This window comes from Arcicella aquatica, from assembly GCF_034928825.1.
Classification (GTDB): domain Bacteria; phylum Bacteroidota; class Bacteroidia; order Cytophagales; family Spirosomataceae; genus Arcicella; species Arcicella aquatica.
The window spans coordinates 96213-123204 of the sequence record NZ_JAYFUL010000009.1; the positions used below are offsets into that span (position 1 = coordinate 96213).

Consider the following 26992-nt stretch of genomic DNA (forward strand, 5'->3'; position numbering starts at 1 on the left):
AGGAACACACATATTATGAAGATAACTGCTGTAATACCTGTTAGGATTGGTTCTCAACGGGTTATAAATAAAAACTTAAAGCCTTTTGGAAATACTTCTTTATTAGAATTGAAAATAGATAATCTTTTAAAAGTTAAAGGTATCGATGAAATTATCGTTAATACTGATTCAGATGATGCTATTGAATTAGCAAAATCAAAAGGTGTTTCTTTTCATAGGAGAGAAGATTATTATGCTTCTTCAAAATGCACGAATAGTGAGTTTTTAGAACATTTAGGGGTAGTTACTGAAACGGATATTTTTGCATATTGTCCGTGTACTACACCCTTTATTCTTCCAGCTACGATTGATGAAGCAATTCTTAAATTTTTAAATAATGATAATTCATTCGATTGTTTAGCTACGGTATCTGATGTAAAAGAATTTTTATGGTTAGATGGCAATCCCATAAACTATGAACGAGACAAGCAACCTAATAGCCAGAATTTACCTAATATATATGCATTGAATTTTGGACTAAATTTGATTTCAAGAGAGAATCTGATAAAATATAAAAATATAGTGGGCTTAAATCCTCTATTTACAGTTACTGACGAGATAGAAGGATTAGACATTGATACACCTCTTGATTTTTTTGTTGCAGAGCAGATTTATAGTAAAATGAAGGAAGATTCAACATTGTTTTAACCACAAATTTTAAAAGCAGATGATAATACGCTCAAAAGCTCCTCTAAGATTGGGACTTGCTGGAGGAGGAACAGATGTTTCTCCATTTAGTGACTTGCATGGTGGATTAATACTGAATGCTACAATTAATTTATACGCATTTTGTACAATTGAAGAGATAGAAGGAAATGAAATTATTTTAAATGCCCCCGATATTAATCAGGAAGCACGCTATCCAGTCGCATCATTTCTACCAATTGATGGATACTTAGATTTAATTAAAGGAGTCTTTAATAGATTAGTAAAAGACTATAACTTTCAACCTGTTGCTTGCAAAATTACTACTTATTCAGATGCACCTCCAGGAAGTGGTTTGGGTTCGTCATCTACAATGGTAGTAGCTATCCTTAAAGCATTTGTTGAGTGGCAAAGTTTGCCTTTAGGTGAATACGAAATTGGTCGTTTAGCGTATGAGATAGAGAGAATTGATTTAGGATTAAGTGGAGGAAAGCAAGACCAGTACGCCGCAGCATTTGGTGGATTTAATTTTATGGAATTCTATAAAGATGATAAAGTAATAGTTAATCCGTTAAGAATAAAACGCTGGATAATCGATGAGTTAGAGGCATCAATGATTCTTTACTATACAGGAGCATCACGTTCTTCTGCCAAAATTATTGATGAGCAAAAAAAGAACACTACAGATGGAAATGTAACAGCAATCGAAGCTATGCATAGAATCAAGAGTAGTGCGATTGAAATGAAAGAGGCTTTGTTGAAGGGAGAAATAAAAAGATATTCGGAAATTTTAGGGAGTTCATGGGAGAATAAAAAGAAAATGGCCAGTTCAATCTCAAATAACGAAATAGATAAGATATTTGAGATAGCTATTAATGCTGGTGCTATTACTGGAAAAGTTTCAGGAGCTGGGGGTGGCGGTTTTATTATGTTTGTTGTTGATCCAGAGAAACGAGTTAATGTAATAAATGCATTAAATAAACTAGAAGGAAAAATTGTGAGTTTTAATTTTAGTGAAGGAGGGTGTCATGGATGGAAAATTTTTAATAAATAACTAATCAGAATAAATATAACTGAAACGATGAATTTGAATCTAATTAAATCCCAAATAGAAGGATCTATTTCTACAAAACAAGCATTATTGTCTGATGCTCAATTAATTAGTTTAATTGATGAAGTTGCGACTGTAGTTGTTGCAGCATATAAATCTGGTAATAAAACACTTTTAGCTGGAAATGGTGGTAGTGCCGCTGATGCCCAACATATTGCAGGTGAATTTGTTAGTAGATTTTATTTTGATAGACCTGGTTTAGCTTCTATTGCTTTAACAACTGATACTTCGGTTTTAACAGCTATTGGAAATGATTATGGCTATGAAAAACTATTTTCTAGACAAGTACAAGCCCAAGGTAAGCCTGGCGATATTTTTATTGGTATTTCAACTTCTGGCAACTCTCCAAATGTAATTAAAGCACTAGAGACATGCAAAGAGATGGGTATCATATCAATAGGATTAACTGGTGAGAAAGGAGGAGCAATGGCTGATTTATGTGATTATTGTATTAAAGTTCCATCTAACGAAACCCCTAGGATTCAAGAAGTACATATTTTAATTGGACATATTATTTGCTGTATAGTTGAAGAAGAAATATTTGCAGAATACAAACCTAAAAAATAAATAATATGGATGTAGTGATATTAGCTGGGGGGTTAGGAACACGATTAAGAGGGGTGATAAAAGACATGCCCAAACCAATGGCTGTTGTGAAGGATAAACCCTTTTTAGAACACCTTTTAAACTGGGTAACTAAATACCCAATTAATAAAATAATATTAGCTACTGGATATAAGTCAGAAATAATTGAATCATATTTTGGGAAATTTTTCAACGGTATTCCTTTAGAATATTCAATTGAAGATACGCCTTTAGGTACTGGGGGAGCAATTATCAAGTCTCTTTCAGTTTGCTCTTCCCAAAAAGTATTAATTATTAATGGAGATTCTTATTTCCCGATTGATATAAATCAAATGAATGAGTTTTTTACCTCCCATGAGTCTAAATTTACAATAGCATTGAAAAAAATGTTTGAATTTGAGCGATATGGATCGGTAACAATTGATAATCAGAGTTGTGATATTATACAATTCAATGAGAAAAGATATTGCTCTGAAGGTTTAATTAATGCGGGGATTTATCTAATTGATAAAGAATTTTTACTTAAGAATTCTTATCCTGAGAAGTTTTCATTTGAAACAGAAGTTCTTGAAGTAGAATCTAAATTAGGCAATTTAAAAGGACAAATTTTTGATGTTGATTTTATAGATATTGGCATTCCTGAAGATTATAAACGTGCTGGAGATTTTATAGTATAGTTATTATTTTAAATAGAATTATGGTAAAAGCACTTTTTTTGGATAGAGATGGCGTAATTAATGTCGATAAAAACTATGTTTATAAAATTGAAGATTTTGAGTTTAAAGATGATATTTTTGATATCTGCTTAAAATATCAATCTCAAGGTTATGCGATTTTTGTGGTTACTAATCAAGCAGGAATTGCTCGGGGTTATTATACAGAGAATGATTTTTGGATTTTGACAAATTGGATGTGTAATAAGTTTCTGGAAAAAGGCATTAATATCAAAAAAGTTTATTTTTGTCCTCATCACCCTGAATTTACTGGGGAATGTTTATGCAGAAAGCCTAACCCTGGAATGCTCCTTAAAGCGATAGAAGAATACGATATTGATGTAAATAGCTCTGTAATGATTGGAGATAAACAAACAGATATTGATGCTGCCAAGAATGCAGGGATAAAAAATACTATATTGGTTTCATAGATTGAAACTTACGTTAATTAACTTCTTATAAAAGAAAGTATGATAATCGAAGAAATAAAAAACTTAATTCAAGTCCATTTAAATGAGATAATGAGCCTTAGGAATACAAAGACCTTAAAGGCTGATGGTAGTTATGTGTCTCAAGGTGACTTATTGTGTGAAAACTTAGTGAAGCAATATATTAAGGAGAATTTCCCAGATTATGCACTTGTATCCGAAGAATCACCTGAAGAAAATACTATTAACTGGCGAAAAGACAAAGTTATTATTCTTGACCCAATTGATGGCACTGAGAATTTTGTTTCGGGTCTTAAAGAATGGGGCGTAGCAATTTGTGTATATGAAAATGGAATCCATAAAGAATCTATGCTAGCGCTACCAGAGCTGGACTGTTATCTTAAGACAGGGGATACTTTTGAGCGATTTGAATCAAGAATCTGTGGAATTTCTTCTAGTCTGACCAAAGAAGATATATTAAAACTTGAGCCAGGCTTTGAATATAGAATTATTGGATGTGCTGTTTACAATATGTATAATGTAGTAACTGGTTCGTTTTTTAGTTTTGAAAATCCTAAAGGAGCAAAAGTTTGGGATATTATTCCCGGCTTGAACTTAGCCTTAGAAAATGGCTTATCGGTAGTAGTTAATAACGAAGAATATAAAGGTGAACTTCTTAGTCCAAACGAGAAATATAAATTCAAAATCTTAAACAAAAAATAGGGATGCAAATTATCTATTCCATTAAAAAAAGATTTATCTAGATTTTTTTGAAAACAGAGATATTATATGAGAAAATTAAAGTATCATTCTACTTAATTTTATTTCTATTCGTTTCTAGGTTTATTTTTGGTTTTAATAATTGTGGACTATTGATGAGTTATAAATATAGATAATTCATTATTTATACTTGATAACTTTCAATTAATCTTTCTTCATTATATGAAGCGTTTATAAGATGGAATTAAAATACACTCAGGTACCAGATTGGTATAAATTTATTTGAAATTATGGTATTAATTTTGCTATAAATATGCAAAACGAATTGTATATCAATTAATTAGCATTCATTTTATGACAATTTTTAATTAGGTAAGATTTCTATTACTTCTCTACCTACGATTCAATCATAAGAATTGCTAACAAGATAATAACTTAATCACTCGACTTGGCAAAAGAAGTACTAGACATACGATATAACACATTATAACAAATTAAAAATTCTTCAAAAAGTAAAATTATGGAGGCATTCTCGACCCAAATCAGAAATATATTTTCAAAATCTAAGACCGATAGAGTTTATGTACTTGGTAAAGGAGCAAGTTTAGGCAAAATTGCTAAATCTCAACTAGAAGATGGAGTTGTTATCAATATTAATGATTCAGAGCGTTTTTATGCAGGAGATATTGCTTTAGTACATAGTTTGTGGGCTTATCAAAGTATCAAAGAAAATGGCTTTAAAGCTTCTTATTATATCTCTGATAAGCAAATGCCAGATTCAGTTCCTAGTATGCAAGTATCATATTTCCCAGATACTTATGAAACAACTGAAAGCTATTTGTTTTCTGCACATGGTGAAGAGCTTTTTATTTCAGATTTTTTGTTCCTTTCAGCTATCCGTCTTGGAGTTGTTATGGCCAAAGAATTAAATAAAAAACTTGACATATATTTTCTAGGTTTCGATTTTGGCAGTGATTCTAACTCAACTTTAATCGAAGATTATTCAGGACATAGTCAGCAATTCAGAGATGCAGTTCTTCGTACACAAGAAGATACTTTTATCAGAATCAAATCTTATATAGAAACTGACGTTCCTTCAATCAACCTTCTTCATGTTGGTAGAAAACCTTATAGTGATATTTCTATAGGATTGTTTAACCAAGGAAACTTTAGTGATTTTGCTGAACATAAAAGCAACAATGACCTTTATTTAGGCGTAAAAGAAAAGATTTTTGCAGGTATTCCAATGGTTGTGGCTGAGCTTACTAATAATCACATTGGTGATGAGAAGCGTCTGAGAACAATGATTAGAATGGCGAAGGATGAAGGAGCAGACATTATTAAAGTACAAAGAAGAGATGTTGATTCATTTTATAGCGAAGCTGAATTAGCAAAACCGTATAAATCTCCATTTGGTAATACCTTAGGTCATTATCGTAGATCAGTTGAGCTAACAGATGATTTATTTAAAGTATTGATTGATGAATGTAGGAAAAATGAAATTTTCTGGTTTACATCAGTTTTAGATAAAAACTCTTACGAATACATATTGCAATATAATCTACCACTTATCAAACTTCCAAGTACAATTTCTAACCATAGAAATTACCTTAAACATGTGGCAGATACTTTTGATGGTGATATTGTTGTATCAACAGGTTTTACTGATAAAGAATATGAAGAGTTTGTATTAAATGAATTTACTACAAACAACAGGTTGCTTTATCTTCTACAATGTACGTCTTCGTACCCTGCACCACCAGATGCTTGTAATATTGCGGTAATTCGTCACTATAACGAAATACGCCATGAACGTTTCCCTAACATTATTCCAGGTTACTCTAGTCATGACGTAGGAGCATTAGCTTCTCAGATGGCAATAAGTGCTGGAGCTTTGATGATTGAAAAACACGTTAAATTAGGTAACCTTGATTGGGTACACTTTGATAGCGTTGCATTAGATATCACTAAAGGAGAGCTAAGACAATTTGTTGAAGATGTTAAAAAAGCGACGATAATATGTGGTGAGAAAGAAAAGAAAGTTCATGCTAAAGAACACCACAAATATGTTCCTAATGAAAAAAGTAATTAAAGTTAAAGAGGGGTTCTCTTTAATTAAATAGCATAGATGTATAGATTGGACACAATCTATACATCTATCAATCTTACTAACTGCTAATTAAAAATTATATATGAAATTATTATTTATAACCCTAACCAGTGCCTTATTACTGAGTTGTACTGAAGACTTATTACTAAGTCAATCTCTTTTAGATACTAAGGTGGAGCCAAGTATGGCTATCTACATTGGTAATGAAATAATCAAAAGTCAAAAGACTATTTCAAAAATTGAAACAGAGGTATATGCCCATGATTCAAAACTTTTGATTCATAACGGAATAGGTTATTGTGCTTATTACAGTAATCACACAAGTACCAATGAGGGAGCAGGCGGGCAATCCGTTAGGCTATCCGTTTTTGATATCAATAACCCTGTTGCTACCAAAAAAATATATGATGTTTTTGAAGAAAGCCACGTATATAGTACTGTAAAACTTGATAAAAATACACCTTGTTATACGCCTGTTTTGTTTAAAACAGCAGATGGCAAGATTCGTATTTTATCTAAAATATATGTTAATCGAGTTCAAAGATATTATTATAGAGATTTTAATCCAGAAACAGCAACTTTTACAGACCCTCAAGTTTGTAAAATAGGTAATAGTAATTCTAAAGAAGTGGGTGATTTTGATTTATCTTATGTCAAAGGACAAATAAAAAGTGCATTTAATGATAATTACAAGTTGAGTACAGATTTTATGTTTGCTACATCAGAGCCAGTTATTACTAATGAAGGAACGTATATAGGTTTAACATTAGGTAAATTTACCGAAGACTGGAAAACAGACGAAGGCACTACTGTTATTATGAGGACTAAAGATGCTGGTAAGTCTTTTGAATTCATAGGAACCCCCAATCCTACAGGAGTAGTTTCAAAATATAATAAGCAAGCTGTTGAAGGAGCATTTCTATTTAATAATAATGAAGTTTTGATGCTCGGTAGAAATAGCACAGCAGGAATATTATTAACAAAAAGTATCGATGGTGCAAATACTTTCACTACGCCATATTCTCTTAATGATAGTTGTTCTTTTAAAACTATAGGCAGTAAAATGAATTTTATTAAAATTAGAGATGGTTTTTTATCTGCTTGGAATACTACTGAGAATTTTGGAAAGTTCAATGTAAGAACAGTACTTGAAATTCGATATGGGAAAAACAGTAATATATGTGGTAATGAAGCCAAAATTATCATTAAAAATGAATTTGGGTGTCATTATCCATCAATTTATAAATATGAAGATAGCTATTACATTACCTATACAACAGATTCACGTCGTTTAAATAAAAATAGTACTGGAGAGATTGTATTTGCCAAACTTCCATTTTAAATAATTTGGATTTCATTATGAAAAAAATTAAAAATTTAATTCCTTCAAGCGTTAAGCAAGCTTTATATCTTTGGAAGGATTCTTTAGAATGGTTTTTCTTAAATAGAATTATTTCCTCTTTCCCATCTCAAAGAATAAGGATTGCTGTGCTCAATTATATGGGAGCTACCATTCCCAAATCTACAGCTGTTTATGGAGGAAATGAATATAGAAACCCTAAAGGACTTACAATTGGAGAAGGAACAGCCCTTGGTCATAGATGTATATTAGATGCAAGAATGGGGTTAGAAATCGGTGAAAATGTATGTTTTGGTACAGAGGTCATGATTTGGTCCCTACACCATGATTATAATGATTTGCATTTTAAGGCAGTGGGTGGAAAAGTAACCATCAAAAAATTCGCTTGGCTTGGCTCAAGATGTATTCTCTTACCGGGTGTAACAATTGGAGAAGGAGCAGTAGTTGCTGCAGGCGCAGTTGTAACAAAGGATGTTCCAGCTTATACTGTAGTAGGTGGAATACCTGCAAAGGCAATTGCCAAGAGAGATGAAAAAGAGTATGATTATTCACCGAATGGCTATAAGTTACATTTGGTTTAAATTGATGAATTGAAAACTATAGAGAACTATGCTGGATGATAAGAATTATAAATATTATCAGATTTTAAAACAAAAACTTATTTTTTTAAATGATGGCATCGACTTTAGCAAAGTTTTGGCTCATGACATAGCAAGAATTGCTTTTAAACAAAGTAGTTTAGGCATATTTAGAGAGATATTATACAATTTTGGTTCAGAAATTGATTTTACTGATCTAAGAAAAGCTATGGAAAATAACAGATTTGTATGTTTATATTCTGTTGATAGAAGTGATTACAGCCATCAAATAGCACAAACATTTCAGGGAATCAATAAATATGAAGCTGTATTGTTAGGAAAGCTGCCAAGAAATAAAACATTCAAGCCTTTCAGAATTTTAAATGCTATTTTTTTTACTTTGTTTAAAGTTGGTATCGGCAAAGAAAGCCTTAGTACTATATTTTTTCTGGCAAGTAAAATAGTATCTTATAAGAATAGCCAAGAATCATTAAAAAAACAATTTGAAGGTTTTGATTATTCCGATAAAACTTATGTTTCATTCAACAGTGCTTATACATTTGAGAGCCTGATTACTCAATTTTTTAATATTGCTCAGTGCCCAACTGTATCCCTTTCTCATAGTTTCTTTGTGAATTATAAAAAATTTATTCCATTAGATATTATTAATGCGGAATGTATTACCGCTCAGAAACTTTTAGTTTGGGGAGAAACATCCAAGCATGATTTAAAAGTAACACATAAAGTACCAGAGAATATTATTGAAATAGCAGGTAATCCTAAGTATAGTAAAAAACCAATTAGATTAAAAAATAGCTTTAAAAGATGCGTTGTCTTATTAGGTAGAAAAATTTATGAAGATACTAATATTGACATTGTAAAAATCTTGAAAGACTTTCTTGTTATTGAACCTAACATACAATTCGAACTTAAATTACATTTATCGTTAGATAAGGCGTTTTATGAAGGATTATGCGAAGGAAGTAGTATAACTGTAATAGATGGTAAGGAATCCCTTGTTGAATTGTTTGAGAACAAAGGATATGATTTTTCTATTGTTAATAATTCTACGGCATATTATGAAGCATTATATTATGATTTAATCTGCTTTAGGTATCAACCAGCAGAAAATGAAATATTTGTTGGTATGGACGATAATTTTAGTGATGTAGATACTTTATTAGAAAGGATTAATTATTTTAAACAAGCTGATTTGACCCAATTAAATGTCTCTTTAGAACAACTTTTAAAAGATACTATCGGTATGGGAGTTAATAGGTATAAAGAGATACTTGAAGCCTAGTAAGTAGTAATAAAACTTTGCACAATGAGTAATATAAAAAATATTTTTAGTGGGGTGGCATGGAGTCTTATTTGTAATGTTACAAATGCTGCTTACGGTTTTTTTTCAGTACCACTTTTGTTGACCTATTTTGGTAAAGAAAAATATGGCTTGATAGGAATCGCTATTTCAGTGAATATCTATCTGAAAATCCTTGATATGGGATTTTCATCGGGAAATGTAAAGTTTTTCTCTTCTTACCTCGTCAAGAATGATTATGACGGACTAAGAAAATTATTCCAATCTAGTTTATTATTTTATCTTGTAATCGCTTTTGTGAATGCCTTAGTGCTAGTGGGTTTGAGCTTGTTTTCTTCTCAGATATTTCATTTAAGCGCTACAGATGATGAAATTTTTAAGCAATTAATATACATTCTTATTATCACTTCTTTTCCTGTTTGGGGAGGAAATGTAATGGAACAATTATTACGATCTAATGATTTAGTAGGATGGCAACAAAGAATATTGTTGTTAACTAAAGTGGCTCAGTTAGTAGTATTATTCCTTACTATTTATTTAAAGCTTAACATTATTTCATTTTTTGCACTTAATACCTTTTGTTCTGTTATAAATATTCCCTTTTATGCGAGCAGAATCAATAAATTAAATTTAGGAATATCCTTTTTACCCAAATATTATAAACAAGCTATGGCAGAAGTATTGCCTTATTGCTTAAGTATTTTTTCTTTTGGGATATTCCAATTTTCTGCCAACTATCTACGACCAGTATTTTTAGGAATAAAGTTGGGTTTAACTAGCGTTAGTGATTATAGGGTAGTAGAGGGTATTGCAAACCTTATCTTAATATTAGGCTCTAGTTTTGTGGGGGTTATTTTACCGCATGCTACAAAAGTGAGAGAGTTGGGGGATAAAGCAAGTGAGATGAAAATAGCCATGGACGGTACTAGGTATATTACAATTTTTCTAGGCTTGATAGTTTTCGGATTTACGCTTTCTTCCAAAGAACTTATTATTTTGTATGTAGGAGAGAAAAATGCCTATTTAGTACCATGGCTTAATTTATGGGTGTTTTCATTGTTAGGACTACATAACTCAGCATTATCAAGCTTGGTATTGGTTAGTAATTCTTTGCGAACAATTATATATATGTCGGCATTTTCAACGATATTCTCGCTTACACTTGCTTGGTTTTTAATGGATAGTTTTGGGATGGGTGGAGTTATCATTTCATATACCTGTTATGTAGTATTTCAAGTATCTTATTATTACATTTATTATTATCCAACTAAATTGAAATACAACTCATTTAAGATATTTACTGAATCATTCCTATTTCCCATTGCTGTAATTGGTTTTATTGGAATAGCAGTAAAATGGATTTTTTCGATGCAGACAATAAGTAATATATGGCTACTTATCATTGTAAAAGAATCTGTTTTTGCGCTAATTGCTTTAGTCATTATTTACCAATTTTTATTTACAAAAAGTGATAAGCAATATATAATTGCTTTTGTTTCTAAATTTTTGAAGAAAGATTTAAAGTAGTTTTGGCATTTGTTCAAATCTTATTGCATTTTATTTAGATTAAGATTAATAATAGAATAGTTAAATTATACAAAAATGGAGGGATTGCTTATACAGTTATTTGCGTTTTTCATTGTATTTCGCATGTACAAAGCTGAAGGTGTGGATAGACTAGCATGGTTTATGTTTGGTATACTGTTTATCTCGGATAATTTTGTAATGTTTCAAGCATATCCAACTACCTCATCTAGATTTTTTATTTTTTTTTTATTTTTAATACAATTAGTAAAAAGCAAATTTTGGGTAAAAGTAAAATACTTCCCTTTAAAGGCTAGTACAACGTCAATCCTCATAGGTTTTTTGATTATTGCTTTATTTGACTCAAGACTTAATCTTAATCTTGTTAAGATTTTAAACAGAAGTTTAGGCTATTTTTTTGATAATTTTTTTATAATGGTACTAACATTTATGTTAGTAAGAGACATCAATGATTTTATAAAAATTTATAGAATTATCTTATTCTTTTTCCTTGCCTTTGGTGTATATGGATTTTATAACTACGTAACAGGGAATAATTTTTATTCAGCGTTTGTCAGCCATGCTTTTGATAGTGTTGATTATGCTGAAGTATATATGTCTGGTCACGATGGACGATATAGGATTACCTCTTTCACATGGCACCCCATTTACTACGGTTTTCTATTAACAATAGCAATCCTCATGAATATTTTCTTGTTAGGTAACCTATCTTTCAAGAAAACAAATAAGAATCTTTTTATTGCCACCCTATTGATTTTATTAATCAATTTGTTTCTGGTTAATTCAAGGACACCTTTCTTTGCATTTTTAGGAGGAGCTGCGGTCTATTTTATATGGGGACTAGAGTTGGGCAAGAAAATACAAATTGCCTTTATTACAATTTTTGTGATGAATTTGGCTATTACTTTCATTCCTCAGGTTAATGAGTTTGTAAGTAACTCTTTTGATACTTTTTCTAGTAAAGGCTCTAAACTTGAAGGTAGTTCCGTGGAACTTAGAAATTATCAGCTAGCTTCCTCTGTATTGATTTTTAACAAAAGCCCAATAACAGGAAATGGTTTTTCATACATAGAAGAAAATTTAGGATTTAAAGGAAAAGTAGAAGAAAGAGCCAGTGACTCATCTTTTGCAGGATTTGAAAGTTATCTCTATAAACTTTTGATTGAACAAGGCATTGTAGGGATGGTTACTCAACTAATCTTTTCAATAGCGCTTATCTTATATTTAATACGTAATTATCTGTTTGCTAAAAGTAGTTTTGCGAAGAGACTTGCCATACTCACCTTAGGGATGTTCTTAAGTTTTCTATTATTTATATTTGGAACAGGTGACTTAGGAACCTTTAAAGTCTTTATGGCTATTTTAGGAATAAACATAAAAGGATTGGAATACTTTAAGTATGCAGATAGAAAAAAAGATGATTTTCAGACGGAAAAGTTTATACCTGTATAGTTGACTATAGAAATAAAAAAAACAAATAAGCCGATGTAAATTCAATTGAAAATTGGATAATTCTGTAAACAAATTTATACAAATAGATTACAAGTAATATGACAGACACACTAAATGAAAATACTTTAGCTATTGTTATACCTGCGTATAAACACAACTTTCTGAGAGCAACCTTAGAATCTCTTAATCAACAAACCAATAAAAACTTCACGGTGTACATAGGAGATGACAACAGCCCAGAAAAATTGTGGGATATTGTTGCTGATTTTACCACTTCATTGAATATTAATTATAAAAAATTCGAGGAAAATTTAGGAGGTAAAGATTTAGTAAGTCATTGGAATAGGTGCATCGAATTGGTAAAAGAAGAAACATGGATATGGCTCTTTTCTGATGATGATTTGCTAGGCTTGAATTGTGTAGAAACCTTTTATAAGTATATAGATAATAACCCAGCAATAGAATTAGTTCATTTTCCTGTCAAGATAATAAACCAAGATGGGATAGAAATAGAAAATTTTGGACATTCCAAGGAATTCCCACCCGTACTCACAAGTGCAGAGTTTTATGCTGAAAAAACCAAAGGAAACATCCAAAGCTTCGTAGTAGAATATGTATTTAAACGTACCCTTTTTGAACAGGAAGATGGATTGGTCAATTTTGATTTAGCTTGGTGCGCTGACGATGCCACTTGGGTAAAATTTTCAAGAAAAAGTGGCATTTATACTGTAGAAGGGGCATACGTTTATTGGAGATATAGTGGACTAAATATATCATCTCTAACGGGTAATCTTTCTGTACTACATAGAAAACTAGAAGCCAAATTAAGTTATGTATCTTGGGTTAATGCGTTTTTTAAAAAGCATGGAATCACACACACACTTGATAAGGTTTCATTAACAAATTGGTTTTTGCTTGAGGTTAAGGAAAATCGACAATTACCGATTCTGAATCGTTTGAAAATAACATACCATTATACAAATCGCTTATTGGGTATTTTAGGTGCTTTTATTTCTTGCTTATATATTTTAGCTTTTTCTGCAAAAAAAGGATTATTATTTGTGAAATCAAGCTAGAAATAGATAAAGTAAGTAAGGATAAATGGCTATGTGATTAAGCATCACATATAAAATCAAGAATAGCCTTTAGAGTATTAAAAATTATAACAGTTTATGAAAAAAACGCTTTTAATAACAGGTGGAGCAGGATTTATTGGTTCTCATGTGGTTCGGTTATTTGTTAATAACTATCCTGATTATACCATTGTCAACCTTGACAAATTGACTTATGCTGGCAACCTTGAGAATTTGAAAGATATAGAAGATAAGCCTAATTATATCTTTGAAAAAGGAGACATCGTTGATGCAGACTTTATCAATCAACTCTTTGACAAATATCAATTTGATGGAGTAATTCACCTAGCGGCAGAATCACATGTTGATAGGTCAATTGCTGAACCAATGGCCTTTGTAATGACCAATGTGGTGGGTACTTGCAACTTATTGAATGCTGCTAAAAACGCTTGGAAAGAAGGTGGATATGAAGGAAAACGCTTTTATCACGTTTCTACCGATGAAGTTTATGGAGAGTTACATAACCCAGAAGACTTCTTTACAGAAACCACTCCTTACGACCCACGTTCTCCTTATTCAGCTTCAAAGGCTTCTTCAGACCACTTTGTAAGAGCTTATGGTAATACCTATAAATTGCCAGTAGTAATTACCAATTGCTCAAACAATTATGGACCAAACCATTTCCCTGAAAAATTATTACCATTGATGATTAACAACATCTTGCACAATAAACCATTGCCAGTATATGGAAAAGGTGAAAATGTAAGAGACTGGTTGTTTGTGGTAGACCATGCAAGAGCTATCGATACCGTGTTCCATAACGGGGTATTAGGTGAAACCTACAATATCGGTGGTTTTAACGAATGGAAGAATATCGACATCGTAAAGTTGGTTTGCAAAACCATGGATAGCAAACTAGGCAGAGAAGAGGGTACTTCTGAAAAACTGATTACTTATGTAACCGACCGTGCAGGGCATGATTTAAGATATGCCATCGATGCTACTAAAATCATGAAAGAATTGGGATGGGAACCCTCTTTACAATTTGAAGAAGGACTTGATAAAACCGTAACATGGTTCTTGGATAACCAAGAATGGCTTGATAATGTTACTTCTGGTAATTACCAAGATTATTATAAAAAAATGTACTCTTAAATGGTTTTAAGCGATAGGCTATAAGCAACAAGCATTTAATGCCATTGCTTAAAGCCTATCGCCTACAGCCTAAAGCTATAAGAAAGATATGAAAGGAATTATTCTGGCAGGCGGTTCAGGTACACGTTTGCACCCTCTTACCCTAGCCGTTAGTAAACAGTTAATGCCTGTTTACGACAAACCCATGATTTATTACCCGCTTTCTATTTTGATGTTGGCGGGCATCAAAGAAATATTGATTATTTCTACTCCCCATGATTTACCTCATTTCAAGAAATTGTTAGGAGATGGCTCACAGATAGGTTGTAGATTTGAATATGCTGAACAACCATTGCCTAATGGATTAGCACAGGCTTTTGTGATTGGAGAAGAGTTTATTGGTGATGACAAAGTAGCCTTGGTATTGGGTGATAATATTTTCTATGGTAGTGGTTTGAGTAAATTGTTACAAGCCAACAATGACCCAGATGGTGGAGTAGTATATGCTTATCAGGTGCATGACCCAGAGAGATATGGGGTAGTAGAGTTTGATGATGATTTCAATGTGCTTTCGATTGAAGAGAAGCCAGTGACTCCTAAATCAAACTATGCAGTACCGGGTTTGTATTTCTATGACAATTCAGTGGTAGAGATTGCCAAGAATATTGCTCCTTCGCCAAGAGGGGAATATGAGATTACGGATGTCAACAAAGAATACTTGAAGCAAGGGAAGTTGAAAGTGGGAGTGTTGAACAGAGGGACAGCATGGCTGGATACAGGAACATTTGTATCATTGATGCAAGCGGGACAGTTTGTACAAGTCATTGAAGAGCGACAAGGATTAAAGGTAGGTTGTATAGAAGAGGTAGCCTACAGAATGGGATTCATTGATGAGGTGCAACTCAAGAAAATAGCTGAACCGCTGGTAAAAAGTGGGTATGGAAAATATCTGCTTGGGTTGTTATCTTAGTGCTTAACTGTATTTTAAATATTATTTTTTCTGAAAATTATCAGTGCCCACAGCACAAAAATATGTATTATGAAAGTATCTAATGCAGTGCTTAAAGATGTTTTAATCATTGAACCAAGTATTTTTGGGGATGCACGAGGCTTATTTTTTGAGCCTTTCAATAGTATTACTTGGGGCGAGAAAGGTTTGCCAACCAATTTTGTTCAGGATAATCAGTCATTTTCTTATAAAGGAGTTTTAAGGGGCTTGCATTTTCAAAAGGGAGATTATGCCCAAGGTAAGCTTGTTAGAGCAATAACAGGTAAAGTGCTTGATGTAGCCGTAGATTTACGTCCTGATTCACCAACTTTCAAGCAATGGGAGTTTTTTGAACTTGATGCACAGACGAATAAAATGGTATATATTCCTGTAGGTTTTGCCCACGGATTCTTGGCATTGGAAGATAGTATTTTTGCTTATAAATGCACAGCAGGCTATAATAAGGCTTCTGAAGGAGGAATTCTTTGGAACGACCCAGCTCTTAAAATAGAGTGGCCAGTAGAAAATCCAAATGTATCTGACAAAGATATGATTCTTCCTACCCTTGAAGAATATTTGGCACAAGCTTAAATCTTACTGTATGAAATGGTATTAATAATTTTTTATTGATACTAAGAATAAAGACCTACAACGCTTGAATTAGGTGTACTTAAATTATATTAAAAGATTCTGATATGAGTATTATTATATTTGGAGGTATTGGCCAGTTGGGACAATGCATCAATAAAGTAGCTAAAAGCCAAAATATAGAAGGAATTATCTATTTAGATGAAATTGAAGGTAATATTTTGGATGTGGAACTTTTAGAGAACCTATTTATCAAGCACAAACCTTCTTATGTTGTTAACTGCGCGGCTTACACAGCTGTAGATAAAGCAGAAGACGACGTAGATTTAGCTAGAAAAATCAATAAAACGGGTGCTGCTAACCTAGCAGATGCTTGTGTGGCTCATGGAAGTACTTTGATTCATGTTTCAACGGATTTTGTTTTTGAAGGAAACCTTCCAAAAGCTTTATCTGAAGAAGATGAAGCTACCCCGATAGGGATGTATGGTTTAACGAAACTAGAGGGAGAACAGGATATTATTAACAAGATGTCTGAGTTTTTTATTCTCCGCACTAGCTGGTTGTATTCGGAATTTGCCAATAATTTTGTAAAAACAATGCTTCGCTTAGGAAAAGAAAGACCAGAATTAGGCATCATTGTTGACCAAGTTGGTACTCCAACTTATGGTGTAGATTTGGCTGCTTGTATTCTTCACATCATTACTACTCAAAGCAAAGATTACGGCTTATATAATTATAGCAATGAAGGAGCGATTTCATGGTATGATTTTGCACAAGCAATTTTTGAGTTAGGGGAAGTGGCTGTAAAAGTTAAGCCGTTAAAAACAAGCGAATATCCAACCAAGGCCAAAAGACCTGCTTTCTCTTTAATGGATAAAACTAAAATTAAGCAAGTATTAGGCATTGAGATACCTTATTGGCGAGATAGCCTGAAAGTTTGTATGGCAGCTTTAGCTTAATAAGGTAAACATATCGACTTAAGAGAAACGTTAAAATAGAAGATAACACAAACACAGTGAAATATTACCTCTAATCACTTCCGATAAAAACTAATTATTATTTCAGTTTTTAGTATCAGTACACATCCATCTTGGTATTTTTCTATGCTAAATCCTAGCTAGTTTTCTATGGGTATTGCTAGAATGCAATGCCCCAAAGGTTAGCGTAATTTCAGCGTCTAGTCCATTTTGGGTTGCTGAATTAAAAGCAAACAGTAATAGTAGAATGGACTCTTGCCAATAATAAAAAGGAAAAGTGAATTAGTAAAATGCTGGTTAGTCAAGTTTTTAAAGATATAATTCGTTTTTAAAAACAGTCCTTATTCGAAATGAAAAATATACAATAACTACATGAATTATTGATAAATGACAATGTTAATAATAAAATAATTCTAAGAATAGGATATTTTAAATATTAGTTGAAATAGTATTAAAATTCAGTATTTTATTGTGTATTAATCACAAAATGCTTCTTTTTATGCCTTCATATTAAGAATAAACGGAATGTTTGTCTTTAATATTGATTAAATAAAAACTTTGATATTTGTATTTTTTTTAGAATATGCCTAAATTTGATAAAGATTGAATTTGAGTAGGGAAGATGAATACTTTATAATGATATTACCAAATTTGTAATAGTTGAGTTAGGGTATAAATAACAAAGTTTGAGTTTATATAAGATTTCAATAGCTTCTTCTAACCGATATAGCTATTTTAATATTAGTCTTGTTTTAGATTAAATTTAGTAACCTATTTTAAATGCCTGAGATATTATAGGTGATAGCCTGATGAATAGTAGCTTTTATATATAATAAATTATAACTTTTATGAAGAAAAAAATTATCTATTACACACAGGTTTACTATTTAGATTCTGCCTTAGAATATATTCAAGTAGCCAGTAAGGATTTTGATTTTCATGTGTATATTGAAATAACGCCTCATGCGCTGAAAGCGAATATATTTAATATTGATGCTGATTTGACAGAATATCCTCTTGTTATTCCTGTAGAGTCAGTTGTAAAGAAATGGGATATAGAATATATTTCAACATACTTGAAAAATTGTAAATCATGTCAATTTCTCAATTTTAGTTCTCCTAAAAGTTTAGATGTAGATTCGTTGTTACGAGCTACCAAATCAATAGCAGGCTTATATAAATTACATGCAGATTTTGTTCATTTGGATGATTTTTCAATGAGACAAATAGGGATGCTTCCTTTTTTCCTATTGAAAAAGAATAGTTTAATATTGGATGTCCATGACCCTAAACCACATACTGGCGAAAAAGATATTAAAAAAGTTATTTTTTCTAAGATACTCTATAAACTGACTTCAAAGTACTTGTGTTTGTCAGAATACAGTACCAATATTTTGAAAGGGATATTAGTAGGAAAGAAAGTTTATACAATCAAGTTTTTGCCTTGTAGCGTTTATCAAAATTTTATCAAAAAAGATTCGGAAATCAAAAAAGAATACATCACATTTATCGGTAGAATTTCACCATATAAGGGTATCAACTTGTTTATTGATGCTATCAAAAATATTAAGGATGATTCAGTAAAATTTATGATAGCAGGCAAGCAAATAGTTGGATTTGATTTGTCAAAGGAAATACCTGATAATATGCCTAATCTGGTTGTAAGAGAAAAGCATTTAAGTAATGAAGAGTTTGTTGATATTGTTCAACGTTCCGTATTAGTAGTTTGTCCTTATTTAGATGCCACACAAAGTGGCGTAGTAATGACAGCCCATGCTTTAGGATGCCCAGTAGTAGTAACTCCTGTAGGTGCATTGCCAGAATACGTTGATGAAGGGAAAAATGGTATTGTCTCAGATGATATGAGCTCTGAAAAACTATTAGAAAGTATCAATAAAGGGTTAAAAGAATTTAATCATTTAAATCAATCACTTGACGATACTTTGTGGACAAATTATGCAGCGTCTAATTTAAAAGTAATGCATACGCTCTATAGTTGAGAATCATTTTAAGATATTAATTAAATTCAGATGAAGAAAAAAATACTTTTTTTAGCGCCAGGACTTGTAGTTGGTGGGGCAGAGAAGTTTTTGGTATCGTTAATGAATCGCTTGGATAAAGAACAATTTGATATTGTTTTGGCTGTTTTGAGCGATAATAATCCGTTACTTAATCAAGTAGAAAGTGGTATTCCTGTTAAGGTATATTCACGTAAATCAAAATTTGATGTTTCACCTATCTTTGAACTTAGAAGCTTATTAAAAGAAATAAAACCTGATATCGTATTTTGCTTAGGTTTATTCCCTTTTTTCTTCCTTCAATTAGCTAGCTTTTTGATAGGTTCAACTTTTAGAAAATTGATTTCTTACCATTCTACTGTATATCATACTAAGAAAGATGATAGATTGGCCAGAATGTATTTTAAAATGATTGATAAGTACACTCATGTTATTCCTGTTTCAGAAAATCAACGTGAGTACACGATAGATAGATTTGGGGTATCTGGTAACATTTTTACAACAATCCATAATGGCGTAGATGTTGATTTTTGGACTAATTGTCCTTCTCAAACAATAAGAGAAGAAACAAGATTGAAATATGACATACCTTTAGATGCAAAAGTTGTTGTACAAACTGCTGCTTTCAGACCCGAAAAAAACCATGTAGCGGCTTTAAAAGCATTACATGTCATTAATGCGAAAGAGAATGCAGAGAAACTTTACCTTTTGTTAGTGGGCGATGGGCAATGTAGAAAACTTATTGAGGATACCATAGAGGAGTTGAAACTCCAACCTTATGTTCGAATGGCTGGAATTCAAAGAGATGTTCGTCCTTTTTATTGGTGTGCCGACTTCTTTTCATTAACATCTTATAGTATCGAGACATTCTCAATAGCTGCCTTAGAAGCAATGTCAACAGGTTTACCTTGTGCATTAACAGATATTGGAGGTGCCAACGAAATGATTGTATCGGGTAAAAATGGGCTATTATGTTCGCCAGATTACCAAAGTATTGCAGAGGTTTGGGAGCAAATGATGAATACATCATACAATCCTATTGATATAAGAAGCTATATTCAATCAAGATTTAGCGAAAAAGGTATGGTAGATGACTATACACGGTTCTTTAAAAGCTAATAAAAATAACTTTATCTATTATCTCAAATTTATCATTTTATAAATTAGTAAATTCACTATGAGTGTTATCATTACAGCTCCAAGCTTAGATCCCAATTTAAATGTTAGTGGTGTTTCTTCTGTCGCTAAATTTATTATTGATAACAACAAGGACTATAAATACTTTCATTTAGAACTTGGTAAACGCGATAATGAAACAAGAGGCTTAGGATGGGGCTTACGTATTCTAAAAGCATTGATTACACTTTTTATACAACTGCTTACGGGTAAAGCAAACATCGTTCACTTTAATTATGCCCTAAGCAAACCTTCTATTATTCGTGATACTCCTTTTATTTTTGTTACTAGATTATTTAACGTTAAACTGATAATACATTTACACGGAGGTGAATTTTTAATGAAAGAAAATCCTCCGCAATGGATTAAACGTTATTTAGAATACGTCTTAAATGGAAACGAGAGTAAGATTGTACTGAGTGAATTAGAAAAACAGGTTGTTGAAGCAAAATTTAAAGCTAAAAATGTATTTGTTCTGCCCAATTGTGTAGATTTAGGGGAAGCTCAAAGTTTTCAAAGAGTAATTAATAACACCAGTCCTTTAAAGGTATTGTTTATGGGAAGAATAACCATAAGTAAAGGAATAGAACAAATTGTAGATGCCTTTAAACTACTCAAAAATGAAGGGATTGCTGTTGAATTTAGTTGTGCAGGAAAAGGACCTGAGGCTGATATATTTATTGGTGAAATGACTAAGATTTTAGGGGATAAATTTATTTATAATGGCGTAGTGAAAGGTGCAGGCAAGATAGACCTCCTAAAAAAATGCGATGTGTTTATCCTTCCTTCTTTGTTTGGCGAAGGCCTACCAATGGCGTTATTAGAAGCAATGTCTTTTGGACTTGTTCCTATTGTGACAGACGATGGTTCAATGAAATTTACAGTTGAGGATAAAAAATCAGGCTTTGTAGTAGCTAAAGAATCTCCAGAAGAAATTATGCAGGCTATAAAGAGTTTAGCAAATGACCGCATCCAGCTCGGAAATATGTCTCAAGAAGCACAAAAAAATATTTTTACTAATTATAACCCTGAAGTGTATATTCAAAAACTAGATCAGTTATATGAGGGGAAATGATAAATTTTTACCACACAGGCTTACTGTACTAGGAAATAGTGCTCATCAACCTTAATAAAACCTAAGTAAATCGGAAAAGAGTTATGGCTCAACAAAAACTTATTAGCATTAATATCACCTTAGGTAGCTATCAGCAGATTGTTGCTGATATCATCTCTTTGGCTAAAAAAAGATACTCTTCTTACGTATGCGTAGCCAATGTTCACATGTGTATTGAAGCATATAATTCTAAGGAGTTTGCAAATATCGTTAATTCAGCAGACATTGTTACTGCAGACGGTAAACCGCTCTGTGTTGGCTTAAAGTTGATTAATGGAATAGACCAAGAGAGAGTGGCAGGTATGGATTTAACACCATCTCTTTTGAAAGAAGCAGAATTGAATAATATTAAGGTATTTTTGTATGGTTCAACAGATGAAGTGCTTGAAAAAATACAAAAAGTAGCAAAAGAAAAATATCCTAATTTAGCAATTGTCGGTGCGATTTCACCACCATTCAGAGTATTGTCAGAGGCAGAAATAGCAAATGATATTAATACCATCAATGATAGTGGCGCAGGACTTGTTTTAGTGGCGTTGGGTTGCCCTAAGCAAGAAAAGTGGATGTATAGCATGAAAGGTAAAATAAAAGGGGTAATGGTAGGAGTAGGAGGAGCATTCCCTGTTTTTGCTGGAATACAGCCAAGAGCGCCTAAATGGATGCAAGATTATAGCCTTGAATGGTTACATCGGTTATCACAAGACCCGAAAAGACTTTTTAAAAGGTATTTTGTGACTAACTCCCTTTTTATATCACTCCTTATTAAGGAAAAAATACGTACTATATAATTTTAAACAACATATTGGTATTCAATAAATGGAAAAACACTCCAAAATATATATAGCAGGTCATCGAGGAATGGTGGGTTCTGCTATTCTAAGAAAATTACAAAATGAAGGTTATGAAAATTTTGTATTGAAAACGTCTAAAGAGCTAGACCTAAGAGACCAACAAAAAGTAGCTGAATTTTTTGAAGTAGAAAAACCTGACTATGTTTTTTTAGCGGCTGCTAAAGTAGGAGGTATTGTTGCCAATAATACTTATCGTGCAGATTTCTTGTATGAAAATTTAGCGATTCAAAATAACATCATCCATAGTGCCTTTGTTACCAAAGTGAAGAAACTAATGTTTTTAGGGTCTTCATGTATTTATCCTAAACTAGCACCTCAGCCGCTTAAAGAAGAATACCTACTTACTGGTCTTTTAGAGCAAACCAATGAGCCTTATGCCATTGCTAAAATTGCTGGTATTAAAATGTGCGAAGCTTATCGTGCTCAATACGGATGTGATTTTATTTCAGTAATGCCTACTAATTTGTATGGTCCGAATGATAACTACGATTTACAAAACTCTCACGTGTTGCCTGCCATGATTCGCAAGTTTTATGAAGCGAAGGAAAACGGCGTTGAGCAAGTAGTTTTATGGGGTTCTGGTTCTCCTATGAGAGAGTTTTTATATGCTGATGATTTAGCAGCAGCCTGCGTATATTTAATGGAAAATTATTCTGAGCCTGAGTTAATCAATGTAGGTACTGGAATAGATGTTACAATTAAAGAGTTGGCTAATACTGTAAAAGACATAGTAGGCTTTGAAGGTGAAATCGTTTGGGATAGTTCTAAACCAGATGGCACACCAAGAAAATTGATGGATGTTTCTAAATTGAACGATAAAGGCTGGAGACATACGATAGAATTGAAAGAAGGAATCGGTTTAGCATATCAGGATTTCTTGGATAACCATGCAAAACTAAGATTATAGATTGTATAAATTATGGTTGTTGATAAGATGCAACAACACTCAACATAGGTTTTAAAAATACTTTAAATTTTATTTATTACTAACACTGATACATTTATCAGTAGCATTAACACAACGATTATGAAAAAAGCCCTTATTACTGGTATAACTGGACAAGATGGAGCCTATTTGGCAGAACTACTATTATCAAAAGGATATGAAGTACACGGTATCAAACGTCGTAGTTCATTGATCAATACTGCACGTATCGATCATTTGTATGAAGATTTACACGAAGATGGTGTTAAATTCATCATGCACTATGGAGATTTGTCAGATTCAACTAACATTATCAGAATTATTCAAGAAGTACAGCCAGACGAAATATACAATTTAGGTGCAATGTCGCACGTAAAAGTTAGTTTTGATGAACCAGAATACACTGCTCAGGTAGATGGTATCGGTACATTAAGAATTCTTGAAGCTGTTCGTTTACTTGGATTAGTAGAAAAAACTAAAATCTATCAAGCTTCTACTTCAGAGCTTTATGGTTTAGTTCAAGAAGTACCTCAATCTGAGACTACTCCTTTCTATCCACGTTCTCCTTACGCTGTTGCTAAGATGTATGGTTTCTGGATTACAGTAAACTATCGTGAAGCTTATAATATGTTTGCGGTGAATGGTATCTTATTTAACCATGAATCTCCGTTAAGAGGGGAAACATTCGTTACTAGAAAAATTACTAGAGCGGTTTCTCAAATAGCATTAGGACAACAAGAGAAATTATATCTTGGAAACTTGGATGCTCAACGTGACTGGGGTCATGCGAAAGATTATGTAGAAGCAATGTGGTTAATCTTACAGCAAGATGTTCCTGAAGATTATGTAATTGCTACTGGTATCACAACAAGAGTTAGAGAGTTTGTTAGAATGGCATTTGCTGAATTAGGTATCGAAGTAGAGTTCTCTGGAGAAGGTGTAGACGAAATCGGTACAATTGTTTCTTGTTCAAACCCATTGTATCAAGTTGAAATAGGAAAAGTAGTTGTAAATGTTGATGCTCGTTATTTCAGACCAACTGAAGTTGAATTACTAATTGGTGACCCAACTAAATCAAAAACTAAATTAGGATGGGTGCCTAAATATGATTTACCAGCTTTAGTAAAAGATATGATGCAGTCAGACATTAAGCTATTTACAAAATAATTAGGCAGAATTTAAGACTTCTTTGTCTATATGAAGTCTTAAATTTTACTGAATTAATAGTGGAATCGTTAAAGTAATTGATAATACGATAAATACAAGATTGTTATCAGTGCAAATTCCACATAAAAATTTCTGCTGAAAAAATAATGCTCTAAGCATAGAGCAAAATTAATTAGCGTATAGAAAAACAATTGCGCTTAAGTAAGGAAGAAATGAGCAATTATTGAGTAAAGTAGCTTCTGATCTACTTACTTAGTAATGAATAAAAGTAAATACTTTGAATAATTAGATTCCTTATTAGAGGAATAAATGTAGGGTGAGCTTATATTTTAACAAATATAACTAACGTACTTAGGCAAAAGTTATTTTTTCTTTATAGAGAATAAATAGAAAAAAAGCCACCAATCATAAAAGAATGATTGATGGCTTTTTTTCTAAGAACTTTTATCAATCTTTAAAAATTAATAAAATAAGTCAGTGCTGCCAAAAGGATAATTAATGTAATTCTTCCCCATATTTGAAGTGTGTATTTAGATTCATTACTCATAATGTAAGGAGGTTAAGATGTGTACAAGAATAAATGAAATGTTAATCATACCCAAAATTACAATTTTTGAGTTAAATTTATCCTAAAAGATTCATCTATTTATTAAACGGTATATAGAAGGAGATTGGTTTATAAATATTCTAATATTTAATTGTTTTTAAAGCGGTATTTTAACGCTAATTTTATTCTTACAAGCTAACGTTCATAATTCACTAACATCCCCCAAAAATATAAACTATTATGCCTCAAAGTATAAGTAAAGTAAACTATTTCAGGTTGTTGTCTGATATTATCTCTATTGTATGTGTTTTTGTGTTTTCTTCATTTATCACAAAACCTGAATTAGAAAAAAGTGATAGTATTCTATTATTATTACTTGTAATAGGTTGGTATTTTTCTACTAAAATTTCAAATACCTATGATGATTTTAGGACTGAAAGATATATAGGTGAACTGTTGTTGATTTTTCAGAATGTATTAGTACAGTCTGTCATAGCAGGGCAAGTTTTGTTTATACTGAATCGTCATGAATATACTAGAAGATTTATCTTTGCCTATATTGTGATTTTGTTAATTGTGTTGATTGTTAAGAATTACATTATTAAAAAAATCCTATTTTATTATAGGCAAAAAGGAGGTAATATCAGAAATGTTGTATTTGTTGGCTATAATGAAATTACTGCCAATTTAATTACGCAAATTCAAGAGAACCCTCATTATGGTTTTAGAGTAATTGGTATTATTGCCAAAGAAGAAGAGGTAAATGATATTGGTGGAAATACTTATTTAGGAGACCTAAGGAAATTCTTATCAATGAATGAAGATTATAAAATTGATGAAATCATTATTACTACTGATGAAATTAGCAATAGTTTAATGCAAGAAGTTTTTATGGTATCAGAAAGAAGGGCCATCAGGACTAAAATTGTACCAAGCTATATTACGTATTATCCAAGTAGATTACAATTCAAATTTTTTGGAAATTATCCACTGATTACGTTTAGGAGTGAGCCACTACAAGAATATCATTGGAGATTAGTAAAAAGAGTGTTTGATATTGTATTCTCGTTGCTAGTATTCCTTTTTATTTTTTCTTGGCTGTTCCCGATTATTGCCATTCTAATTAAACTTGACTCTAAGGGGCCAGTATTTTTTAGACAGTATAGATGGGGAAAGAATAATAAAAAATTTAAGTGCTTCAAGTTTAGGTCAATGAGACCAGAGAGTAAAGATGTAACTGAGAATGGTGCATTTAACCAAGCGAAGATGAACGACCCAAGAATTACAAAATTAGGACAATTTTTAAGGTCATCTAGTTTGGATGAATTACCTCAATTCATCAACGTGTTATTAGGTGATATGTCTATTGTAGGCCCTAGGCCACATGCCCATGAACATAATATACGTACGAAGGATGAAGTAGATAGTTATTTAGTTAGACACTGGATTAAACCCGGTATAACAGGTTGGGCACAAGTAAATGGTTTCAGAGGAGAGACAAAGACTATTGAGCAAATGGAACAAAGAGTAAAATATGATATTTGGTATATTGAAAATTGGACATTAGGATTAGACTTTAAAATTATCTTCATGACAGTCTATAATGTGATTAAAGGCGAAGATATGGCTTATTAATATCACTCCCTATAACGTATTATTTATGAACATGAGTCATCCCGAATTTTAAAATCATAAAAAAGCGGTCGAAATTAGTTTTTCGACCGCTTTTTTATGATTGATGGGCAACGAATTCCTACTGTTTGAGCGGAGCGAGTTTAGGAATTCTTGATTTTTTTACGGTCCGCCGTTGCGGTTACTTTTTGTATC

Annotated in this window: 23 protein-coding genes and 1 pseudogene; all 24 read left to right on the top strand. The window is 32.1% G+C overall.

The genetic code is table 11. From position 1 onward, the window contains the following. Positions 1-15 precede the first annotated feature (15 nt). The 24 genes and pseudogenes from VB264_RS08030 (at position 16) to VB264_RS08145 (ending at position 26800) form a co-directional block, all read left to right on the top strand. Positions 16-687 carry an acylneuraminate cytidylyltransferase family protein gene (locus tag VB264_RS08030; RefSeq protein WP_323248300.1) on the top strand — a complete coding sequence of 224 codons (672 nt, stop codon included), beginning with the start codon at positions 16-18 and terminating at the stop codon, positions 685-687. A 19-nt stretch (positions 688-706) separates the two neighbouring features. Beyond that, positions 707-1738, top strand: a complete 1032-nt coding sequence (locus VB264_RS08035; RefSeq protein ID WP_323248302.1) for a GHMP family kinase ATP-binding protein — start codon at positions 707-709, stop codon at positions 1736-1738. A gap of 27 nt (positions 1739-1765) precedes the next feature. Further along, positions 1766-2362: a D-sedoheptulose 7-phosphate isomerase gene (gene gmhA2 / locus VB264_RS08040; protein ID WP_323248304.1), complete on the top strand. Its 597-nt coding sequence runs from the start codon at positions 1766-1768 to the stop codon at positions 2360-2362. Positions 2363-2367: 5 nt separating this feature from the next. Continuing rightward, positions 2368-3057 (top strand): nucleotidyltransferase family protein, encoded by a 690-nt coding sequence (locus VB264_RS08045; protein WP_323248306.1) that lies wholly within the window; start codon positions 2368-2370, stop codon positions 3055-3057. Positions 3058-3077: 20 nt separating this feature from the next. Next, a complete protein-coding gene (gene gmhB / locus VB264_RS08050; protein ID WP_323248308.1) occupies positions 3078-3524 on the top strand; it encodes a D-glycero-beta-D-manno-heptose 1,7-bisphosphate 7-phosphatase in 447 nt (148 codons plus the stop codon). A gap of 39 nt (positions 3525-3563) precedes the next feature. Further along, on the top strand, positions 3564-4244 hold the full coding sequence (locus VB264_RS08055; protein WP_323248310.1) for an inositol monophosphatase family protein: 681 nt from the start codon (positions 3564-3566) through the stop codon (positions 4242-4244). A 517-nt stretch (positions 4245-4761) separates the two neighbouring features. Further along, positions 4762-6333, top strand: a complete 1572-nt coding sequence (locus VB264_RS08060; protein WP_323248312.1) for an N-acetylneuraminate synthase family protein — start codon at positions 4762-4764, stop codon at positions 6331-6333. A 100-nt stretch (positions 6334-6433) separates the two neighbouring features. Then, positions 6434-7693 carry a sialidase family protein gene (locus VB264_RS08065; RefSeq protein ID WP_323248314.1) on the top strand — a complete coding sequence of 420 codons (1260 nt, stop codon included), beginning with the start codon at positions 6434-6436 and terminating at the stop codon, positions 7691-7693. 389 nt (positions 7694-8082) lie between these two features. Further along, a pseudogene (locus VB264_RS25105) lies at positions 8083-8292 on the top strand (acyltransferase); the annotation flags it as partial. 28 nt (positions 8293-8320) lie between these two features. Then, the gene (locus VB264_RS08075; RefSeq protein ID WP_323248320.1) at positions 8321-9592 is read left to right on the top strand and encodes a hypothetical protein; all 1272 of its coding nucleotides are present in this window, start codon (positions 8321-8323) and stop codon (positions 9590-9592) included. 24 nt (positions 9593-9616) lie between these two features. Further along, positions 9617-11137 carry a lipopolysaccharide biosynthesis protein gene (locus tag VB264_RS08080; RefSeq protein ID WP_323248322.1) on the top strand — a complete coding sequence of 507 codons (1521 nt, stop codon included), beginning with the start codon at positions 9617-9619 and terminating at the stop codon, positions 11135-11137. A gap of 198 nt (positions 11138-11335) precedes the next feature. Next, complete coding sequence (locus tag VB264_RS08085; protein ID WP_323248324.1) at positions 11336-12607, top strand: O-antigen ligase family protein; 1272 nt, start codon at positions 11336-11338, stop codon at positions 12605-12607. A 98-nt stretch (positions 12608-12705) separates the two neighbouring features. Continuing rightward, positions 12706-13683 carry a glycosyltransferase gene (locus tag VB264_RS08090; protein ID WP_323248326.1) on the top strand — a complete coding sequence of 326 codons (978 nt, stop codon included), beginning with the start codon at positions 12706-12708 and terminating at the stop codon, positions 13681-13683. A gap of 96 nt (positions 13684-13779) precedes the next feature. Next, positions 13780-14835: a dTDP-glucose 4,6-dehydratase gene (gene rfbB / locus VB264_RS08095; RefSeq protein ID WP_323248328.1), complete on the top strand. Its 1056-nt coding sequence runs from the start codon at positions 13780-13782 to the stop codon at positions 14833-14835. Positions 14836-14923: 88 nt separating this feature from the next. Further along, on the top strand, positions 14924-15784 hold the full coding sequence (gene rfbA, locus VB264_RS08100) for a glucose-1-phosphate thymidylyltransferase RfbA (protein ID WP_323248330.1): 861 nt from the start codon (positions 14924-14926) through the stop codon (positions 15782-15784). Between the two features lie 69 nt (positions 15785-15853). Beyond that, positions 15854-16393 carry a dTDP-4-dehydrorhamnose 3,5-epimerase gene (gene rfbC / locus VB264_RS08105; protein ID WP_323248332.1) on the top strand — a complete coding sequence of 180 codons (540 nt, stop codon included), beginning with the start codon at positions 15854-15856 and terminating at the stop codon, positions 16391-16393. A 104-nt stretch (positions 16394-16497) separates the two neighbouring features. After that, the gene (rfbD, locus tag VB264_RS08110; protein ID WP_323248334.1) at positions 16498-17349 is read left to right on the top strand and encodes a dTDP-4-dehydrorhamnose reductase; all 852 of its coding nucleotides are present in this window, start codon (positions 16498-16500) and stop codon (positions 17347-17349) included. Positions 17350-18215: 866 nt separating this feature from the next. After that, entirely contained in the window at positions 18216-19367 is a 1152-nt protein-coding gene (locus VB264_RS08115) for a glycosyltransferase family 4 protein (RefSeq protein WP_323248336.1), read from the top strand. A gap of 30 nt (positions 19368-19397) precedes the next feature. Further along, a complete protein-coding gene (locus tag VB264_RS08120) occupies positions 19398-20504 on the top strand; it encodes a glycosyltransferase (protein ID WP_323248338.1) in 1107 nt (368 codons plus the stop codon). Between the two features lie 58 nt (positions 20505-20562). Next, positions 20563-21636 carry a glycosyltransferase family 4 protein gene (locus tag VB264_RS08125; RefSeq protein WP_323248339.1) on the top strand — a complete coding sequence of 358 codons (1074 nt, stop codon included), beginning with the start codon at positions 20563-20565 and terminating at the stop codon, positions 21634-21636. A gap of 83 nt (positions 21637-21719) precedes the next feature. Beyond that, a complete protein-coding gene (locus tag VB264_RS08130) occupies positions 21720-22463 on the top strand; it encodes a WecB/TagA/CpsF family glycosyltransferase (protein ID WP_323248340.1) in 744 nt (247 codons plus the stop codon). A gap of 28 nt (positions 22464-22491) precedes the next feature. Next, entirely contained in the window at positions 22492-23433 is a 942-nt protein-coding gene (fcl, locus tag VB264_RS08135) for a GDP-L-fucose synthase (RefSeq protein ID WP_323248342.1), read from the top strand. A gap of 120 nt (positions 23434-23553) precedes the next feature. Further along, positions 23554-24618 (top strand): GDP-mannose 4,6-dehydratase, encoded by a 1065-nt coding sequence (gene gmd / locus VB264_RS08140; RefSeq protein ID WP_323248343.1) that lies wholly within the window; start codon positions 23554-23556, stop codon positions 24616-24618. A gap of 787 nt (positions 24619-25405) precedes the next feature. Further along, the gene (locus VB264_RS08145; protein WP_323248345.1) at positions 25406-26800 is read left to right on the top strand and encodes an undecaprenyl-phosphate glucose phosphotransferase; all 1395 of its coding nucleotides are present in this window, start codon (positions 25406-25408) and stop codon (positions 26798-26800) included. Positions 26801-26992 lie beyond the last annotated feature (192 nt).